12 protein-coding genes are annotated in these 14,771 nt (G+C 69.4%); 11 read left to right on the top strand and 1 reads right to left on the bottom strand.

The genetic code is table 11. The annotated features are described in order from the left end of the window. A partial coding sequence (locus AB0L60_RS13270) for a phosphoenolpyruvate carboxykinase domain-containing protein (RefSeq protein ID WP_364612065.1) occupies window positions 1-339 on the top strand: 339 nt, incomplete at its 5' end. A gap of 2 nt (window positions 340-341) precedes the next feature. Continuing rightward, window positions 342-722, top strand: a complete 381-nt coding sequence (locus tag AB0L60_RS13275) for a DUF5313 family protein (protein ID WP_364612068.1) — start codon at window positions 342-344, stop codon at window positions 720-722. Window positions 723-734: 12 nt separating this feature from the next. Here the strand turns inward: AB0L60_RS13275 and AB0L60_RS13280 are convergent, their stop codons facing one another. After that, the gene (locus AB0L60_RS13280; protein WP_364612071.1) at window positions 735-1,778 is read right to left on the bottom strand and encodes an extracellular solute-binding protein; all 1,044 of its coding nucleotides are present in this window, start codon (window positions 1,776-1,778) and stop codon (window positions 735-737) included. A gap of 350 nt (window positions 1,779-2,128) precedes the next feature. On the opposite strand from AB0L60_RS13280, the gene AB0L60_RS13285 reads away from it, so the two are divergent. From AB0L60_RS13285 to AB0L60_RS13325, 9 genes are all read left to right on the top strand, one after another. After that, on the top strand, window positions 2,129-4,339 hold the full coding sequence (locus AB0L60_RS13285; protein WP_364612074.1) for a SulP family inorganic anion transporter: 2,211 nt from the start codon (window positions 2,129-2,131) through the stop codon (window positions 4,337-4,339). A gap of 185 nt (window positions 4,340-4,524) precedes the next feature. Next, window positions 4,525-6,732, top strand: a complete 2,208-nt coding sequence (locus AB0L60_RS13290) for a bifunctional SulP family inorganic anion transporter/carbonic anhydrase (RefSeq protein WP_364612077.1) — start codon at window positions 4,525-4,527, stop codon at window positions 6,730-6,732. A gap of 264 nt (window positions 6,733-6,996) precedes the next feature. After that, a complete protein-coding gene (locus AB0L60_RS13295) occupies window positions 6,997-7,776 on the top strand; it encodes a (2Fe-2S)-binding protein (protein ID WP_364612080.1) in 780 nt (259 codons plus the stop codon). A gap of 486 nt (window positions 7,777-8,262) precedes the next feature. After that, complete coding sequence (gene thrS, locus AB0L60_RS13300; protein WP_364612083.1) at window positions 8,263-10,320, top strand: threonine--tRNA ligase; 2,058 nt, start codon at window positions 8,263-8,265, stop codon at window positions 10,318-10,320. After that, a complete protein-coding gene (locus AB0L60_RS13305; RefSeq protein WP_364612086.1) occupies window positions 10,317-10,910 on the top strand; it encodes an HIT domain-containing protein in 594 nt (197 codons plus the stop codon). Before thrS ends, AB0L60_RS13305 begins: the two co-directional genes overlap by 4 nt. A gap of 1 nt (window position 10,911) precedes the next feature. Then, entirely contained in the window at window positions 10,912-11,583 is a 672-nt protein-coding gene (gene pgsA, locus AB0L60_RS13310) for a phosphatidylinositol phosphate synthase (RefSeq protein WP_354837122.1), read from the top strand. Window positions 11,584-11,603: 20 nt separating this feature from the next. Then, entirely contained in the window at window positions 11,604-12,566 is a 963-nt protein-coding gene (locus AB0L60_RS13315) for a phosphatidylinositol mannoside acyltransferase (protein WP_364613067.1), read from the top strand. Further along, window positions 12,563-13,687, top strand: coding sequence for a glycosyltransferase family 4 protein (locus AB0L60_RS13320; protein ID WP_364612090.1), 1,125 nt, complete (start codon window positions 12,563-12,565; stop codon window positions 13,685-13,687). The genes AB0L60_RS13315 and AB0L60_RS13320 overlap by 4 nt, the downstream gene beginning before the upstream one ends. Then, complete coding sequence (locus tag AB0L60_RS13325; RefSeq protein ID WP_364613070.1) at window positions 13,687-14,727, top strand: NUDIX domain-containing protein; 1,041 nt, start codon at window positions 13,687-13,689, stop codon at window positions 14,725-14,727. The genes AB0L60_RS13320 and AB0L60_RS13325 overlap by 1 nt, the downstream gene beginning before the upstream one ends. Window positions 14,728-14,771 lie beyond the last annotated feature (44 nt).

The raw sequence follows: 14,771 nt of genomic DNA on the forward strand, positions 1-14,771 counted from the left end.
AACTGGTTCCGGCGCAGCGCCGACGGGAAATTCCTGTGGCCCGGCTTCGGCGACAACGTGCGCGTGCTGAAGTGGGCCCTGGAGCGCCTGGACGGCACCGCTCCGGCCGAGCGCACCCCGATCGGCTTCGTGCCCACCGCCGCCGCGCTCGACCTCGACGGACTCGGCGATGGCTATCGCGGCCTGATCGACGCCGCCCTCACCGTCGATCGCCGCGAATGGGTGCGCGAGCTCGAATCGATCGATGAGTGGTATGCCACCATCGGCGGCAACCGTCTCCCGGATGCCCTGCGCGCCGAACTCGCCGCCCTGAAACTCCGCCTGGCCGAGGAAGTCTGACCGTGCGCGACCGGACCAGCCCGAATCCGCTGCAGCGCCTGCGCTACATCTGCGGCGGGACGCTGCCGCCGGCCATGTCGCAGTGGGTGATCGACGATCTGACCGGGCCGGGGGCGGCGCGGCGCTACATGCTGCGCATCCTCATCCCGATCATCCCGCCGCTGTGCCTGTTCCTGCTCATTCCCGGTCCCCTGTGGATCGGGCTGGCCATGATGGCGCTGCTGTACCTGCCGCTGATCTACTTCACGGCCGCGCTCATGTACGTGTTCCGCCGGGCCCGTCTCACCAAGCACGGTCTGAATCCGGCCCTGGCCGACCAGCGCGAACGCGATCGCGCCGCCGCCGCGCGGGCCGCCTACGAGCGAGCGCACGGCCGCGGCTGAACCCGGGGCGGATCAGCTCAGGTAGCGCTGCGTGAATTCGGTCAGGATGCCGGTGCCGTTGCCCTTCACCTGATCCCAGGAGAAGGGCAGCTGCTTGACCTCGTCGTAGGAGCGGGTGCCGGGTGCGACCGGGACGTCGGTACGGGCGGGAATCATCTTGTGCGCGGCGGTGATCTGCTGGGCCTCGGGGGTGAACATGTAGTCCACCAGGGCTTTCGCGGCCGCTGGGTTGTGGGTGGTGTTCAGGATGAAGACCGGCCGCGGGGTGATGACGGTGCCCGAGGACGGTGAGATGACCCGCAGCGGAACGCCTTTGGCGGCCGCGTCGTAGGCCGCGTAGTCGACGCCGCCGAGGATGACGGCGTAGGCGCCCGCGGTCACCTGGTCGAGGGCGGGGCCGTTGCCGCCGCGCACCACCATGCCATTGTCGAAGAGGGCGTCGAACATGGCCCAGGTGCGGTCCTTGCCCCACGCACTGACCATGGCGGCCAGCAGGTCCCGGGCGGTGCCGGATTCGCGCGGGTCCGGCATGATCACCCGGCCGCGGAATTCGGGTGCGGCCAGATCGGCCCAGTCGTTGGGCAGGCGCGGGCTCGCCTTGCTGTTGATCACCATGGTGAGCGCCGACCCGTCCCGGCCGATGAAGCCGTGATCCTTGCCGATCCAGCCGTCGTGCACCCGGTCCGCGCCGCGCGGGGTGTAGGGCAGGGTGCGGCCCTGCAGGTCGTACTCCGCCGCGGGCGTCCAGGACGCCAGGTACACCACATCGGCCCGCGGCTGCGGGCCCTCCTTGTCGAGTATGGCGGTGATCTTGCCGGTTTCGCCGTTGACCACGTTCACCTTCACCCCGGACATCCGGGTGAACCCGGCCAGCAGGTCGTCGGTGAGGTCCTGCGGATTCGCCGAGTACAGGGTGAGCTGCCCGGACAGCCCGGGCGGCGGGGTCCACGAACTGGTCACGGCGGGAACGGATGCGGGTTCGGCGTGCGTGCCGCAACCGGTGGTTACGAGCGCGGTGGCGACGGCCGCGATGACGGCGCGGCGGGGGAGCGACATTCCGCGGAACCCTTTCCGAAGGACCCCGTCTCACTTCGGGTTCCACAGCAATCTGGCGCGAGAGATTAGGCAGCGTCTCTGACTCGTCAGGGTGCGCCGGGTGAACATCCGGTGACATCTTGGACCGCGGCGGTCCTTTTGCGCGGCGCAGTGAGCTGTGTCACAGTTTGATAGCGGTTCGCCTCAACTGTCGCAAACGTTTTTCATTTCTTTTGCACTGTCTTTACGATTACCCGCGATCTGCCAAGCGTCGTGGTTCTCCAGCCTCGCCCGCCGCTGCCTCTCGATTCGATGCCAGTACATGTTGACCGATGAACCGGGCGGCCCGGCCGTGCCGGCGAAGGAGAGATATGTCCACCGACACCGATCAGCCTCCACGGACGTCGCTTCCCGGTTTCGCCGCCCTGGTGCGCCACGATCTACCCGCCTCGTTCGTCGTCTTCCTGGTCTCCCTGCCGCTGTCCATCGGCATCGCCGTCGCCGTGGGCGCGCCGGTCGCCGCCGGACTCATCGCCGCGGTGGTGGGCGGCGTGGTCGCCGGACTCTTCGGCGGATCGACCCTCCAGGTGAGCGGGCCCACCGCCTCGCTGACCGTGGTGGTCGCCGAATCCATCACCCAATTCGGCTGGGCCGCTACCTGTTTCATCACCATCCTGGCCGGTGGCCTGCAGATGCTGTTCGGGCTCAGCCGGATCGCACGCGGGGTGCTGGCCATCGCGCCGGTGGTGGTGCACGCCATGCTCGCCGGAATCGGCATCGTCATCGCGCTCGAACAGGTGCACGTGCTCATGGGCGGCGATTCGCTGACCTCGTCCTCGGACGCCATCGTCGCGCTGCCGCACCAGCTGGCCTCGGTTCACCCCGGTGACCTGTGCATCGGACTGGTCGTCATCGCCATCCTGCTCGGCTGGCGGCGGCTGCCCGAACCGGCCACCCTGGTGCCGGCGCCACTGGTGGCGGTGGTGGTCGCGACCCTGCTGGCGCGCGTGCTGCCGGTGCGGGTCGAGCGCATCACGCTCAATGGCTCACTGCCGGCGGAACTGCACCTGCCCCAGGTGCCGCACGGCAGCTGGACCACGGTGGCGCTGATGGCGGTGACCATCGCGCTCATCGCCAGCGTGGAGACCCTACTATCGGCCGTGGCGGTGGACCGGATGCGCCAGAACTCCAGGCGCCGAACGGATCTGGACCGCGAGCTGCTCGGCCAAGGCGCGGCCAACATGGTCTCCGGACTGGCCGGCGGCCTGCCGGTGGCGGCGGTCATCGTGCGCAGCATCACCAATGTCAAAGCGGGAGCGCGCACCAAGGCCTCGACCATGCTGCACGGGCTGTGGATCCTGCTCTTCTCGGTGGCGCTGGTCGACGTGGTGCGCTCGATTCCCAAGGCGGCGCTGGCCGGACTGCTCATCGTGGTCGGCATCCAGCTGATCAAACTTGCCCACATCCGGCACGCCCGGCGCACCGGCGACCTGGTGGTGTACGCCGCCACCGCCTTCGTGGTGGTGTTCTGGAATCTGTTGCTGGGCATGCTGGTCGGGCTCGCACTGGCCTTCGGCCTGCTGCTGTGGCGGGTGGTGCGGGTGTCGGTGTCGGCCGAGGAGGTGGACGCACGGCGCTGGCGGGTCACCGTCGACGGCAGCTTCACCTTCCTGGCGCTGCCCAAGCTCACCGCCGAACTCGCCAAGGTGCCCGGCAGCGCCGAGGTGGTGGTCGAGATGACCGTCGACTTCATGGACCACGCCGCCTACGACGCGGTGCAGGACTGGGTGGACCAGCACCGGAGTGCAGGCGGCACAGTCGAATTCGTGGAGGTCGGCGCGGTGCGCATGGCCGATGTCGCCGACGGGCCGCCCGCCCGCGGGCACTCCCGGCATCTGCTGAACGAGGTCCTCGGACCCTGGCGGCGCACCGCCACCGACGTGGACCCGATCGTCGCCGGCGTGGCGGCCTATCACCGCAGCCACGCGCACGTCGTGCGCCCGCACCTCGGGGTGCTGCGCGACGGTCAGGAACCGGACTCACTTTTCGTCACGTGTGCCGACTCCCGCATCGTGCCGAACGTGATCACCAACAGCGGTCCGGGCGACCTGTTCACGGTGCGCAATGTGGGCAACCTGATTCCGCGTGGCGCCCAGGACTCGTCGATGGAGGCCGCGCTCATCTACGCCCTCGACAAGCTGGATGTCCGCTCGGTGGTGGTGTGCGGGCACTCCGGGTGCGGCGCCATGGGCGCGCTGCACAGCGAGCTCGTCACCGGCTCCCAGCTCGACGACTGGCTCGCGCATGCCCGGCCCAGCCTCGAGCGCTTCCGGCTCGGCCATCCGGTCGCGGTGGCCGCCGCGGCGGCCGGATTCGGTCCGGTCGATCAACTCGGCATGGTGAACGTGGCGGTGCAGCTGGAAACGCTGTACGCGCATCCGGTGGTTCGCCGCGGCGTGCAGGAGCGCGGCGTGGTGCTCTCGGGCCTGTTCTTCGATATCGCCACCGCGCGCGTGGTGGAGGTCACCGTGGACGGGATCGCCGAGATCGATGACGTCGGGCGGGTGGCCCAACCCGCGTGACGGCCGGGGAAGGAAGGGGTGTGGGCCCGACGGGGTTCACACCCCCTGTGCATTGGGGGCCTTCTTTCTCAGATTTTGCTAAGTCTTTACCTTTAATCTTGGCTCTGCTCGTCCGGTGAGTCTGCGGCCAGAGCTGTCCGCAGCCTTTATTCGATGCCCCCTGTACATGCTCGCTGAGGAGCGAAATGTCTCGCGACACCGATTCACCGCCAGGTAGGACCGGCGGCCGGCTCGACAGCCTGCTGCGTCATGATCTTCCTGCATCCCTTGTCGTCTTTCTCGTCGCACTGCCGCTCTCGCTCGGCATTGCGGTCGCCTCCGGCGCGCCCATCGCCGCCGGACTCATCGCCGCCGTGGTCGGCGGCCTCGTGGTCGGCCTGCTCGGCGGTTCGCCGCTGCAGGTCAGCGGGCCCGCGGCCGGCCTGACCGTGGTGATCGCCACCACCATCAACGAATTCGGCTGGAGGACAGCCTGTTTCATCACCGCGCTGGCCGGTGTGCTGCAAATCCTGTTCGGGCTCAGCCGCATTGCCCGCGCCGCGCTGGCCATCGCGCCGGTCGTGGTGCACGCCATGCTCGCCGGTATCGGTGTCACCATCGCGCTGCAGCAATTCCATGTGCTGCTCGGCGGCACCTCGCAGAGCTCCGCGTGGGAGAACCTGAAGGAACTGCCGAACCAGCTGCTCAACCTGCACGGCGACGACTTCGTCGTCGGCCTGGTGGTCATCGCCATCATGCTCAGCTGGAAGTACGTGCCGGGCAAACTGAAAGTGCTGCCCGGCCCCCTGATCGCCGTGGTCGCCGGCACCGTGCTGTCCTTGGTGCTGCCCGGTAATCCGGAGCGAATCGTGTTGAGCGGCTCGCTGTTCGACGCCATCGGCCTGCCCGACCTGCCCTCCGGTGAGTGGGGTGAGGTGGTGCTCGCGGCACTGACCATCGCCCTGATCGCCAGCGTGGAGAGCCTGCTGTCGGCGGTCGCCGTGGACAAGATGCACACCGGCGAGCGCACCAACTTCGACCGCGAGCTGATCGGTCAGGGCGCGGCCAATGTGATCTCCGGCGGCCTCGGCGGCCTGCCCGTCACCGGCGTCATCGTGCGCAGCGCCACCAATGTGCAGGCCGGCGCCCGCTCGCGCGCCTCGGCCTTCCTGCACGGCCTCTGGATCCTGGTGTTCTCGGTGGCGCTGGTCGGCCTGGTGCAGCAGATTCCCAAATCGGCCCTGGCCGGTCTGCTCATCGTGGTCGGTATCCAGCTGGTCAAGCTCGCCCACATCAAGCTGGCCCGGCGCACCGGCGACCTGCTGGTGTACCTGGTGACCGTGTTCGGCGTGGTGTTCCTGAACCTGCTCGAGGGCGTCATCATCGGCCTGGCGCTGGCCTTCGGCCTGCTGCTGTGGCGGGTCGTGCGCGTCTCGGTGACCGCCGGCGAGGTGGCCGGCACCGATCGCTGGCTGGTCAGCATCGACGGCACCTGTACATTCCTGGCCCTGCCGAAACTGTCCTCGGAACTGGCCAAGGTGCCCGGCGGGACCGACGTGCTGGTCGAGATGAGCGTCGACTTCCTCGACCACGCCGCCTACGAGGCCATCCACGACTGGGCCAGCCAGCACGAGAGCACCGGCGGCACAGTCGAATTCGTGGAACTCGGCACCGCCCGCATGGCGCACGCCCTGACGGGCCCGCCGGTGCGCGGGCGCGCCCGCACCCTGCTCGACGATGTGCTGCGCCCCTGGCGCGAGGACGACGGCAACCCGATCACCCAGGGCGTGGCCGCCTTCCATCAGCGCAACGCCCACCTGGTGCGCCCGCACCTGGACGAGCTACGCGACGGGCAGAACCCGCACTCGCTCTTCCTGACCTGCGCGGATTCGCGGATCGTGCCCAACATGATCACCAACAGCGGGCCCGGTGACATGTTCACCATCCGCAATGTCGGCAACCTGGTGGTCCCCGGCGGCCGCGACAGTTCCATCGAGGCGGCGCTCGCCTTCGCCGTCGACGATCTGGTCGTGGACAACGTCGTGGTCTGCGGTCACTCCGCGTGCGGGGCGATGAAGGCACTGGTCGCGGGCGGGCCCACCGGACCCGGCATGGGCAACTGGCTGGTCCACGGCCGGGCCAGCCTGGATCGCTTCCACTCCGGTGACCCGGTCGCCGCCGCGGCGGCGCGGGCCGGATTCGGGGTGGCCGACCAGCTGTCCATCGTGAATGTGGCCGTCCAGCTGGACACGTTGCGCGCCCACCCGGTGGTCCGGCGGGCGATCCTGGAACGCGGCCTCGAGGTTTCCGGCCTGTTCTTCGACATCGGGTCCGCCCGAGTCCTGGAGGTCACCGCCACGGGCATCCGGGAAATCGACGCACCCGAGCTATCGGCGTTGGCCCACACCCACTGATAGCGCCCACCCTGCGATGGTGCGGGCTTCCCGTTCGGGAATGCCCGCACCATCGTGTTTCCCGGGGTGGCGATCCGGGCGATGCTCGCGGCCGGGCGCGTCGGCGCGGTGGGGGAACTCGCGCGGCATACGCTGAGCGCGCCTCGCGGCATCGCGAGTCGTACGGGTGTGCCGGGGGTCGCGGGGGAGCGGCCCACATCGGCGCGAAACGTGACATCGTGGGTAGTAATCACCGTGGATCGGCCGGATCGGAGTCGAATGGAAATGGTTGCGCAGCCCCCCGTTTCACAGGCGCTGGTGCCGGGCACCGACCTACTACGACCACAGTGGCTGGCCGAGCGGATCGCCGACATGGGGATCTCGTGGGGGACTGCCAACACGCGGGTCTCGGGGACGCTGTGGTGGTGCATGGCGGCCTCGTCGCTGGTGGATCCGATCGTCGCGGCCATCGCGAGCGGGCGGCCCGCGTTCGACCCCGCGCTCGAGCACATCGCCCTGGAGATCCGGCCCGACGGCGGCGTGGAGCGGGTGCTGCCGGAACCGCGCGGCTATCTCGTCGGCGCGGGTCCGCTGCCCATCGAATCCTGGTCTCCGATCGCGCCATCACCGCGATCCGGGGAGACCGCGGGCCCCGCGAGTGCCGGTCCGGTGGTGCCCGCCGAGGACGCGAACGCCGAGTCCGGAGGCTGCTGTGCGACGGCGTCCGTCGGACATGCGTTGCGGCACACACTGTCTCGCGTGATTCCGGTGGTGGCCGAGGTGTCCGGCGCGGGTGCGGCCTCGCTGTGGGCGATCGTGGCCGACGCCATCGGCAACCGCGCCCTGGACATCGGGGCCGAGGACGCCGGTGCCCGCCTGGCCCGCGATGTCGCGGGCCGGCTGCCGGTGCCACGATTCCAGGACGTCGGCGGCCGCACCTTCGTCCGCCGCATCTCCTGCTGCCTGGTCTTCGAGGTGCCGGGCTGCGAGATGTGCACCAGCTGCCCCAAACGCCCCGCCCCCGAACGCGAAGCCCTGCTCGCCGAGGTGGCTGCGCGCGGCTGACGGCCGGCGGAGCGCGTCGGCGCGACCGTGCCCGCCCGCAGCCGCCGCCCCCGGCTGCCCGAAACCTCCTGCGGCGCACGACAAGCGCACACGTCCGAGGCCGCCGCACGCGGGTGGCGGTCTCGGCCCCGCGATGAATTCGCTTGCCGTGCCGGTGCGGTCGCTCGGAGAATCATGCGGTCGACCTGCCCGGGAGCGCTGGACTCCGCGGTTCGGGCCGATCTTGTTCCACAGGTGCCGCCGGATCCTCGATTCTTCGTGCTGATCGGGTGTTCCACCTGGTCATCGGGGCGGGATCGGCCGGGGCCGGGACCCGCGCGGTGGCGGGCGACGCGGCGGGGCCGGTCCATCGGCGCGCGGTGACAACCGTGCCGATAGAGTGGTGCCGCCGGGGCTCTGCCCTTCACGAAGGGGGTGCCCGGTCATCCAGTCCAACCTGTACGGCGGATCGACCACCCGCCGTGAACCGCCAAGGAGTGTCCAGCCGTGACCACCTCACCCCAGCAGACCCCAGTCGCCCGCGTCCGGGTTACGGCTGGGACTACCGCCGGGGCCGCGGTGCGCGAGGCGGACCTGCCGAGCAAGGGCCCGGCCGCGGTCATCGTGGTGCGTGATGCCGAGGGCGCGCTCAAGGACCTGTCCTGGGTGCCCGAACTCGACACCGAGGTCGAGGTCGTCACCGCCGATTCCCCGGACGGCCGCAATGTGATCCGGCACTCGGCCGCGCACGTGCTGGCCCAGGCGGTGCAGCAGGAGTTCCCCGAGGCCAAGCTGGGCATCGGCCCGTTCATCAAGGACGGCTTCTACTACGACTTCCAGGTCGACCGCCCCTTCACCCCCGAGGATCTGGCCAAGCTGGAGTCCCGGATGAAGAAGATCATCAAAGGCGCGCAGCGGTTTTCGCGCCGGGTGGTCGAGGTCGACGAGGCCCGCGTCGAGCTGGCCAAGGAGCCGTTCAAGCTCGAGCTCATCTCCGACAAGTCGGGCATCGACGATCCGGAGGTCATGGAGGTCGGCGGTAAAGAGCTGACCATCTACGACAACCTGGACCCGCGCACCGGCGAGAAGCTGTGGGGCGACCTGTGCCGGGGCCCGCACATCCCGACCACCAAGTACATTCCGGCCTTCAAGCTGACCCGCTCCTCGGCCGCCTACTGGCGTGGTGACCAGTCCCGCGAGGACCTGCAGCGCATCTACGGCACCGCCTGGGAATCCAGCGAGGCGCTGGACGAGCATCTGCGCTTGCTCGAGGAGGCCGAGAAGCGCGACCACCGCAAGCTCGGCCTGGAACTCGACCTGTTCTCCTTCCCCGACGAGCTCGGTTCCGGTCTGCCGGTGTTCCACCCCAAGGGCGGCATCATCCGCAAGGAGCTCGAGGACTACTCGCGCCGCCGCCACATCGCCGCCGGCTACGAGTTCGTCAACACCCCGCACATCACCAAGGGCCATCTCTTCGAGGTCTCCGGCCACCTGGACTGGTACCGCGACGGCATGTTCCCGGCCATGCACCTCGATGCCGAACTCAACGAGGACGGCTCGGTGCGCAAGCCCGGCCAGGACTACTACGTCAAGCCGATGAACTGCCCGATGCACAACCTGATCTTCCGGTCGCGCGGGCGCTCCTACCGTGAACTGCCGTTGCGCATGTTCGAATTCGGCTCGGTCTACCGCTACGAGAAGTCGGGTGTCGTGCACGGCCTGACCCGGGTGCGCGGCATGACCCAGGACGACGCGCACATCTACTGCACCAAGGAGCAGATGCACGCGGAGCTGACCAACACCCTGCAGTTCGTGCTCTCGCTACTGCGCGACTACGGCCTCGACGACTTCTACCTGGAGCTGTCCACCAAGGACCCGCAGAAGTTCGTGGGCTCCGACGAGCTGTGGGAGGAGGCCACCGAGACCCTGCGCAAGGTGGCCACCGACTCCGGTCTGGAGCTGGTGCCGGATCCGGGCGGGGCCGCCTTCTACGGCCCGAAGATCTCGGTCCAGGCCAAGGACGCGCTCGGCCGTACCTGGCAGATGTCCACCATCCAGCTGGACTTCAACCTGCCCGAGCGTTTCGAGCTGGAGTACACCGGCTCCGACGGCGGCAAGCACCGCCCGGTCATGATCCACCGCGCGCTCTTCGGCTCCATCGAACGCTTCTTCGGCGTGCTCACCGAGCACTACGCGGGCGCGTTCCCGGCCTGGCTGGCGCCGGTGCAGGTGGTCGGCATCCCGGTCGCCGAGACCTTCGTCGAGCACCTGGACGGCGTGATCGAACGCCTGCGGGACAACGGCATTCGCGCCGAGGTCGACCGCAGCGACGACCGCATGCAGAAGAAGATCTTCAACCAGACCGCGCAGAAGGTGCCGTTCATGCTGCTGGCCGGCGCGCGCGATGTGGAGAGCGGCGCGGTCAGCTTCCGCTTCCGCGACGGCACCCAGGTCAACGGCGTGCCCGTGGCCGACGCGGTGGCCACCATCGTGGACTGGATCGGGCGCCGCGAGAACGAGTCGCCGACCGCGGAGGGCTTCGAAATCCGCAAGGCGGATCGATGAGTGAATGGATTGCCCCCGTGTCCGAGCAGATCGTGGATACCGGTGCCGGGGATCCGGACCGCCTGCAGCGGTTGTGGACCCCGTACCGGATGTCCTACATCACCGGCGAGGCCGAGGATCAGAAGATCGACGCGGCCAAGAAGACCGGGCACCCCTTCACCGACATTCCGGAGATGTCGGACGAGGACGGCCTGATCGTCGCGCGTGGTGAATGGGTGTACGCGGTGCTGAACCTGTATCCGTACAACCCGGGCCACATGATGGTGGTGCCCTATCGCCGGGTCGCCAACCTCGAGGACCTGACCACCGAGGAGAGCGCCGAGCTGATGGCGTTCACCCAGCAGGCGATCCGGGTGATGAAGCAGGTGTCGCGGCCCGAGGGCTTCAATGTCGGCCTGAATCTCGGTGGCGTTGCCGGTGGTTCACTCGCCGATCACCTGCATCAACATATCGTGCCGCGCTGGAGTGGGGACGCGAACTTCATTACCGTCGTCGGCGGAGTGAAGGTGATGCCGCAGCTGCTCCGGGAAACCCGGGCGCTGCTGGCACAGGCGTGGAAGGAAGCCGACGCATGGAAGGACGCGGGATAGCGTGCTGAGCTTCTTCGGTCGCGAGACGTTCGCCAAAGCGACTGCGCCCCTGGGCAAAGCGCTGGTGAGCACGGGGCTCACGCCCGATGCGATGACGCTCATCGGCACCACCGCCTCGATCGTCGCGGCGGTGACCCTGTTCCCGACCGATCACCTGTTCTGGGGAACCATGGTGATCTGGTTGTTCGTCATGTTCGACATGCTGGACGGGGCCATGGCCCGCGCCCGGGGCGGCGGCACGAAATACGGTGCGGTGCTGGACGCCACGTGTGACCGCGTGGCCGACGGCGCCATCTTCGCGGGGCTGGCCTGGTGGTCGGTGTACCACGCGAACTCCAAGCATCTGTTCGTGGCGACCCTGGTGGTGCTGGTGACCTCGCAGGTCATCTCGTACGCGAAGGCGCGGGCGGAGGCCAGCGGGCTGTCTGCCGACGGCGGCCTGATCGAGCGGCCCGACCGGCTGGTCATCGTGCTGGTCGGCGCCGGATTCACCGGTATCGGCGGCTATTTCGGCATCACCTGGCTGTCGTACGCGGTGTACGCGGCCATGTACGCGCTGGCCGTGCTCAGCATCATCACCGTCTTCCAGCGGGTGCTGGCGGTGCGCAATTCCCCCGGCGCCCGCGACATCATCGCCCCCACGGCGAAGGCTCCGGAGGAACCGCAGCGGTGACAACCGATTTCACGTCCGCGATGACCGACAAGGCGTACGCGGCCGGGTGGCGGCTTGTCCGCAGCCTGCCGGAGGGCATGGCGCGCAAGGGCTTCGACGCGGGCGCGAACGCCGCCGCCCGGCGATCGAACCGGAAGGCGCACCGCGGGCACCCGAACCAGCTGCGCCGCAACCTCGCCCGCGTGCTGGGCACGACACCGGAGGCGGTGCCGGACAGCCTGATCGCGGCGAGTATGCGGTCCTATGCCCGCTACTGGCGCGAGGCGTTCCGGCTGCCGTCGATGGACCACGCCGCGCTCGGACAGCTGCACGTGGACGGTGTCGAACACCTGGACGCGGCGCTGGCCCGGGGCAAGGGCGTGCTGCTGGTGCTGCCGCACTCGGGCAACTGGGATATGGCCGGGGTCTGGCTGGTGCAGAACTACGGCCAGCTCTCCACGGTCACAGAGCGTTTGAAGCCGGAGTCGCTGTTCGAGCGGTTCGTCGAGTACCGGGAGAGCCTGGGCTTCGAGGTGTTCCCGCTGACCGGCGGCGAGCAGCCGCCGTTCCCGCAGCTGGCCGATCGCCTGCGGGACAACAAGGTGGTCTGCCTGATGGGGGAACGCGACCTCACCGGCAAGGGGGTGCCGGTCACCATGTTCGGTGAACGCACCTGGCTGCCCGCCGGCGCGGCCAAACTGGCCGCCGACACCGGCGCCGCGCTGCTGCCCGTGCACTGCTGGTTCACCACCGGGGCCGACAGCCGCGAGGGCTGGGGCATGCAGGTCTTCGAGGCGCTGGATCTGTCCGGGGGCATCGCGCCCGCCACCCAGGCGCTGGCCGATGTGTTCGCCGCCAATATCGCCGCCCATCCGGCGGACTGGCACATGCTGCAACCCCTGTGGGAAAGCGACCTGTCGCAGGCCAGACTGGAACGTATCGCCGCTGCGCAACAGGCGCTGGGCTATGACGCGCAGGGGTCGCAGGGAACAGGGGCGCTATGAGAATCGGCATGGTCTGCCCGTATTCGTTCGATGTGCCGGGCGGGGTGCAAGCCCATGTCGTGGAGCTGGCGCAGGTGCTCATCGAGCGCGGCCACAAGGTGAGCGTGCTCGCGCCCGCCGCCGACGACACGCCGCTGCCCGATTTCGTGGTGTCGGCGGGCAAGGCCGTGGCCATCCCCTACAACGGCTCGGTGGCGCGACTGTCCTTCGGGCCCACCGCCTATACCCGGATCCGCCGCTGGATCGCCGAGAACGACTTCGACGTCCTGCACATCCACGAACCCAACGCACCCAGCCTGTCCATGCTGGCGCTGAAGATCGCGGAGGGGCCGATCGTGGCCACCTTCCACACCTCGACCACGAAGTCGCTGGTGCTGAGCACCTTTCAGGGTGTGCTGCGGCCGTACCACGAGAAGATCAGCGGCCGGATCGCGGTGAGCGAGCTGGCGCGGCGCTGGCAGGTGGAGGCGCTCGGCGGGGACGCGGTCGAGATCCCGAACGGCGTCGACGTGCCCGCGTTCGCGCACGCGCCGCTGCTGGCCGGGTATCCGCGCGCGGGGAAGTCGGTGCTGTTCCTGGGCCGGTTCGACGAGCCGCGCAAGGGCATGGAGGTGCTGCTCGGCGCGCTGCCGGAGCTGGTGCGCCGGCATCCGGAGCTCGAGCTGCTGATCGTCGGCCGCGGTGACGAGGACCGGCTGCGCCGCGAGGCGGGGGAGAACGCGGGACACCTGCGCTTCCTCGGTCAGGTGTCGGATGCCGAGAAGGCCTCGGCCATGCGCAGTGCCGACGTCTATGTCGCCCCCAATCTCGGCGGTGAGAGCTTCGGCATCGTGCTGGTCGAGGCCATGGCCGCCGGGACCGCCGTGGTGGCCAGCGATCTGGACGCCTTCCGCCGGGTGCTGCGCGACGGCACCGCGGGCCAGCTGGTGCCGGTCGGGGACTCGGCGCGGCTGGGCGAGGCGATCAGCGGCATGCTCACCGACAACGCCCGGCGCGAGGAGTTCATCCGCACCGCCAATCAGGTTGTCGGCGAATATGATTGGCCGGTCGTGGCCGAGCAGATCCTGCGGGTGTACGAGACCGTGACCGTCGGCGACGTGCGCGTCAGGACCGCCGGATGATCACCTTCTCCGCGACGACCATCCTGGTCCTCGCCCTCGTCGCGGCCCTCGTCGTCACCGCCGCGGTCTGGGCCTACACCACCGCCAACCGCCTCGACCGCCTGCACGTGCGCACCGACCAGGCCCGCCACGCGCTGGACGCGGCCCTGGCCCGGCGCGCGGTGGTCGGGCGCTCGGTGGCCACCACCCTGGCAGGGCTCTACGATCCATCCCTGGTCGAGCAGGCCCGCCGGCTGACCGCCCTGGCCGACCGCGCCGAACGCTCCAACTGGCGCGACCGCGAAACCGTCGAAAACCAGCTCGCCGCCGCCCTGTCCGCGGTCGACATCGCGCTGCTGCCACCCCAGCTGGTGGCCGAACTCGCCGATGCCGAGGCCCGGGTCCTCATCGCCCGCCGCTTCCACAACGACGCGGTCCGCGACACCCTCGCCCTGCGCACCCGCCGCCTGGTCCGCTGGCTGCACCTCGGCGGTACCGCACCGCTGCCAACCTACTTCGAGATCGCCGAACGGGTCACCCCCGCCGCCTCCACCGGCCTCGACGTCGACACCGTCCGCACCTCGGCCCGCGTGGTCCTGGTCGACGAGAACGACCGGGTCCTGCTGCTGCAGGGCGTCGACCCCAAGGTTCCCGACGTCCCGTTCTGGTTCACCATCGGCGGCGGCGTCAACCCCGGGGAAACCCTGCGCGAGGCCGCGATCCGCGAGCTCTACGAGGAAACCGGCCACGCCGCCGACTCCTCGGCCCTGCGCGGCCCCCTCTGGCGCCGGGTGGCGGTGTTCCCCTTCAACGGCGAACTCATCCGCTCGGAGGAACTGTTCTTCGCGCTGCGTGCCAAGGCGTTCGACCCGGTTCCTGCCAACCTCGACTACATCGAACGCCGCTCCATCACCGGCAGCAAATGGTGCACTCCCACCGACATCGCCCAGATCGACCACTCCGGCGAGACCGTCTACCCCTACCACCTCGACCAACTCCTCGCCGAGGCCATCGCGGCCGCCGATTCCGACATCGATCCCGAAGTCCGCTCCATCCGCTGACAACCGCCGGCCTCGGTCCGGTGGGTGGGATCGGCGGCTGAAAG

This window comes from Nocardia sp. NPDC051981 (genome assembly GCF_040680715.1).
In the GTDB taxonomy this organism is placed as follows: Bacteria; Actinomycetota; Actinomycetes; order Mycobacteriales; family Mycobacteriaceae; genus Nocardia.

Coding starts and splice junctions, on each gene's coding strand:
- AB0L60_RS13305 (WP_364612086.1), top strand. CDS start 10,317: ATGAGTGAATGGATTGCCCCCGTGTCCGAGCAGATCGTGGATACCGGT.
- AB0L60_RS13295 (WP_364612080.1), top strand. CDS start 6,997: ATGGTTGCGCAGCCCCCCGTTTCACAGGCGCTGGTGCCGGGCACCGAC.
- AB0L60_RS13290 (WP_364612077.1), top strand. CDS start 4,525: ATGTCTCGCGACACCGATTCACCGCCAGGTAGGACCGGCGGCCGGCTC.
- AB0L60_RS13320 (WP_364612090.1), top strand. CDS start 12,563: ATGAGAATCGGCATGGTCTGCCCGTATTCGTTCGATGTGCCGGGCGGG.
- AB0L60_RS13280 (WP_364612071.1), bottom strand. CDS start 1,778: ATGTCGCTCCCCCGCCGCGCCGTCATCGCGGCCGTCGCCACCGCGCTC.
- AB0L60_RS13315 (WP_364613067.1), top strand. CDS start 11,604: ATGACCGACAAGGCGTACGCGGCCGGGTGGCGGCTTGTCCGCAGCCTG.
- AB0L60_RS13285 (WP_364612074.1), top strand. CDS start 2,129: ATGTCCACCGACACCGATCAGCCTCCACGGACGTCGCTTCCCGGTTTC.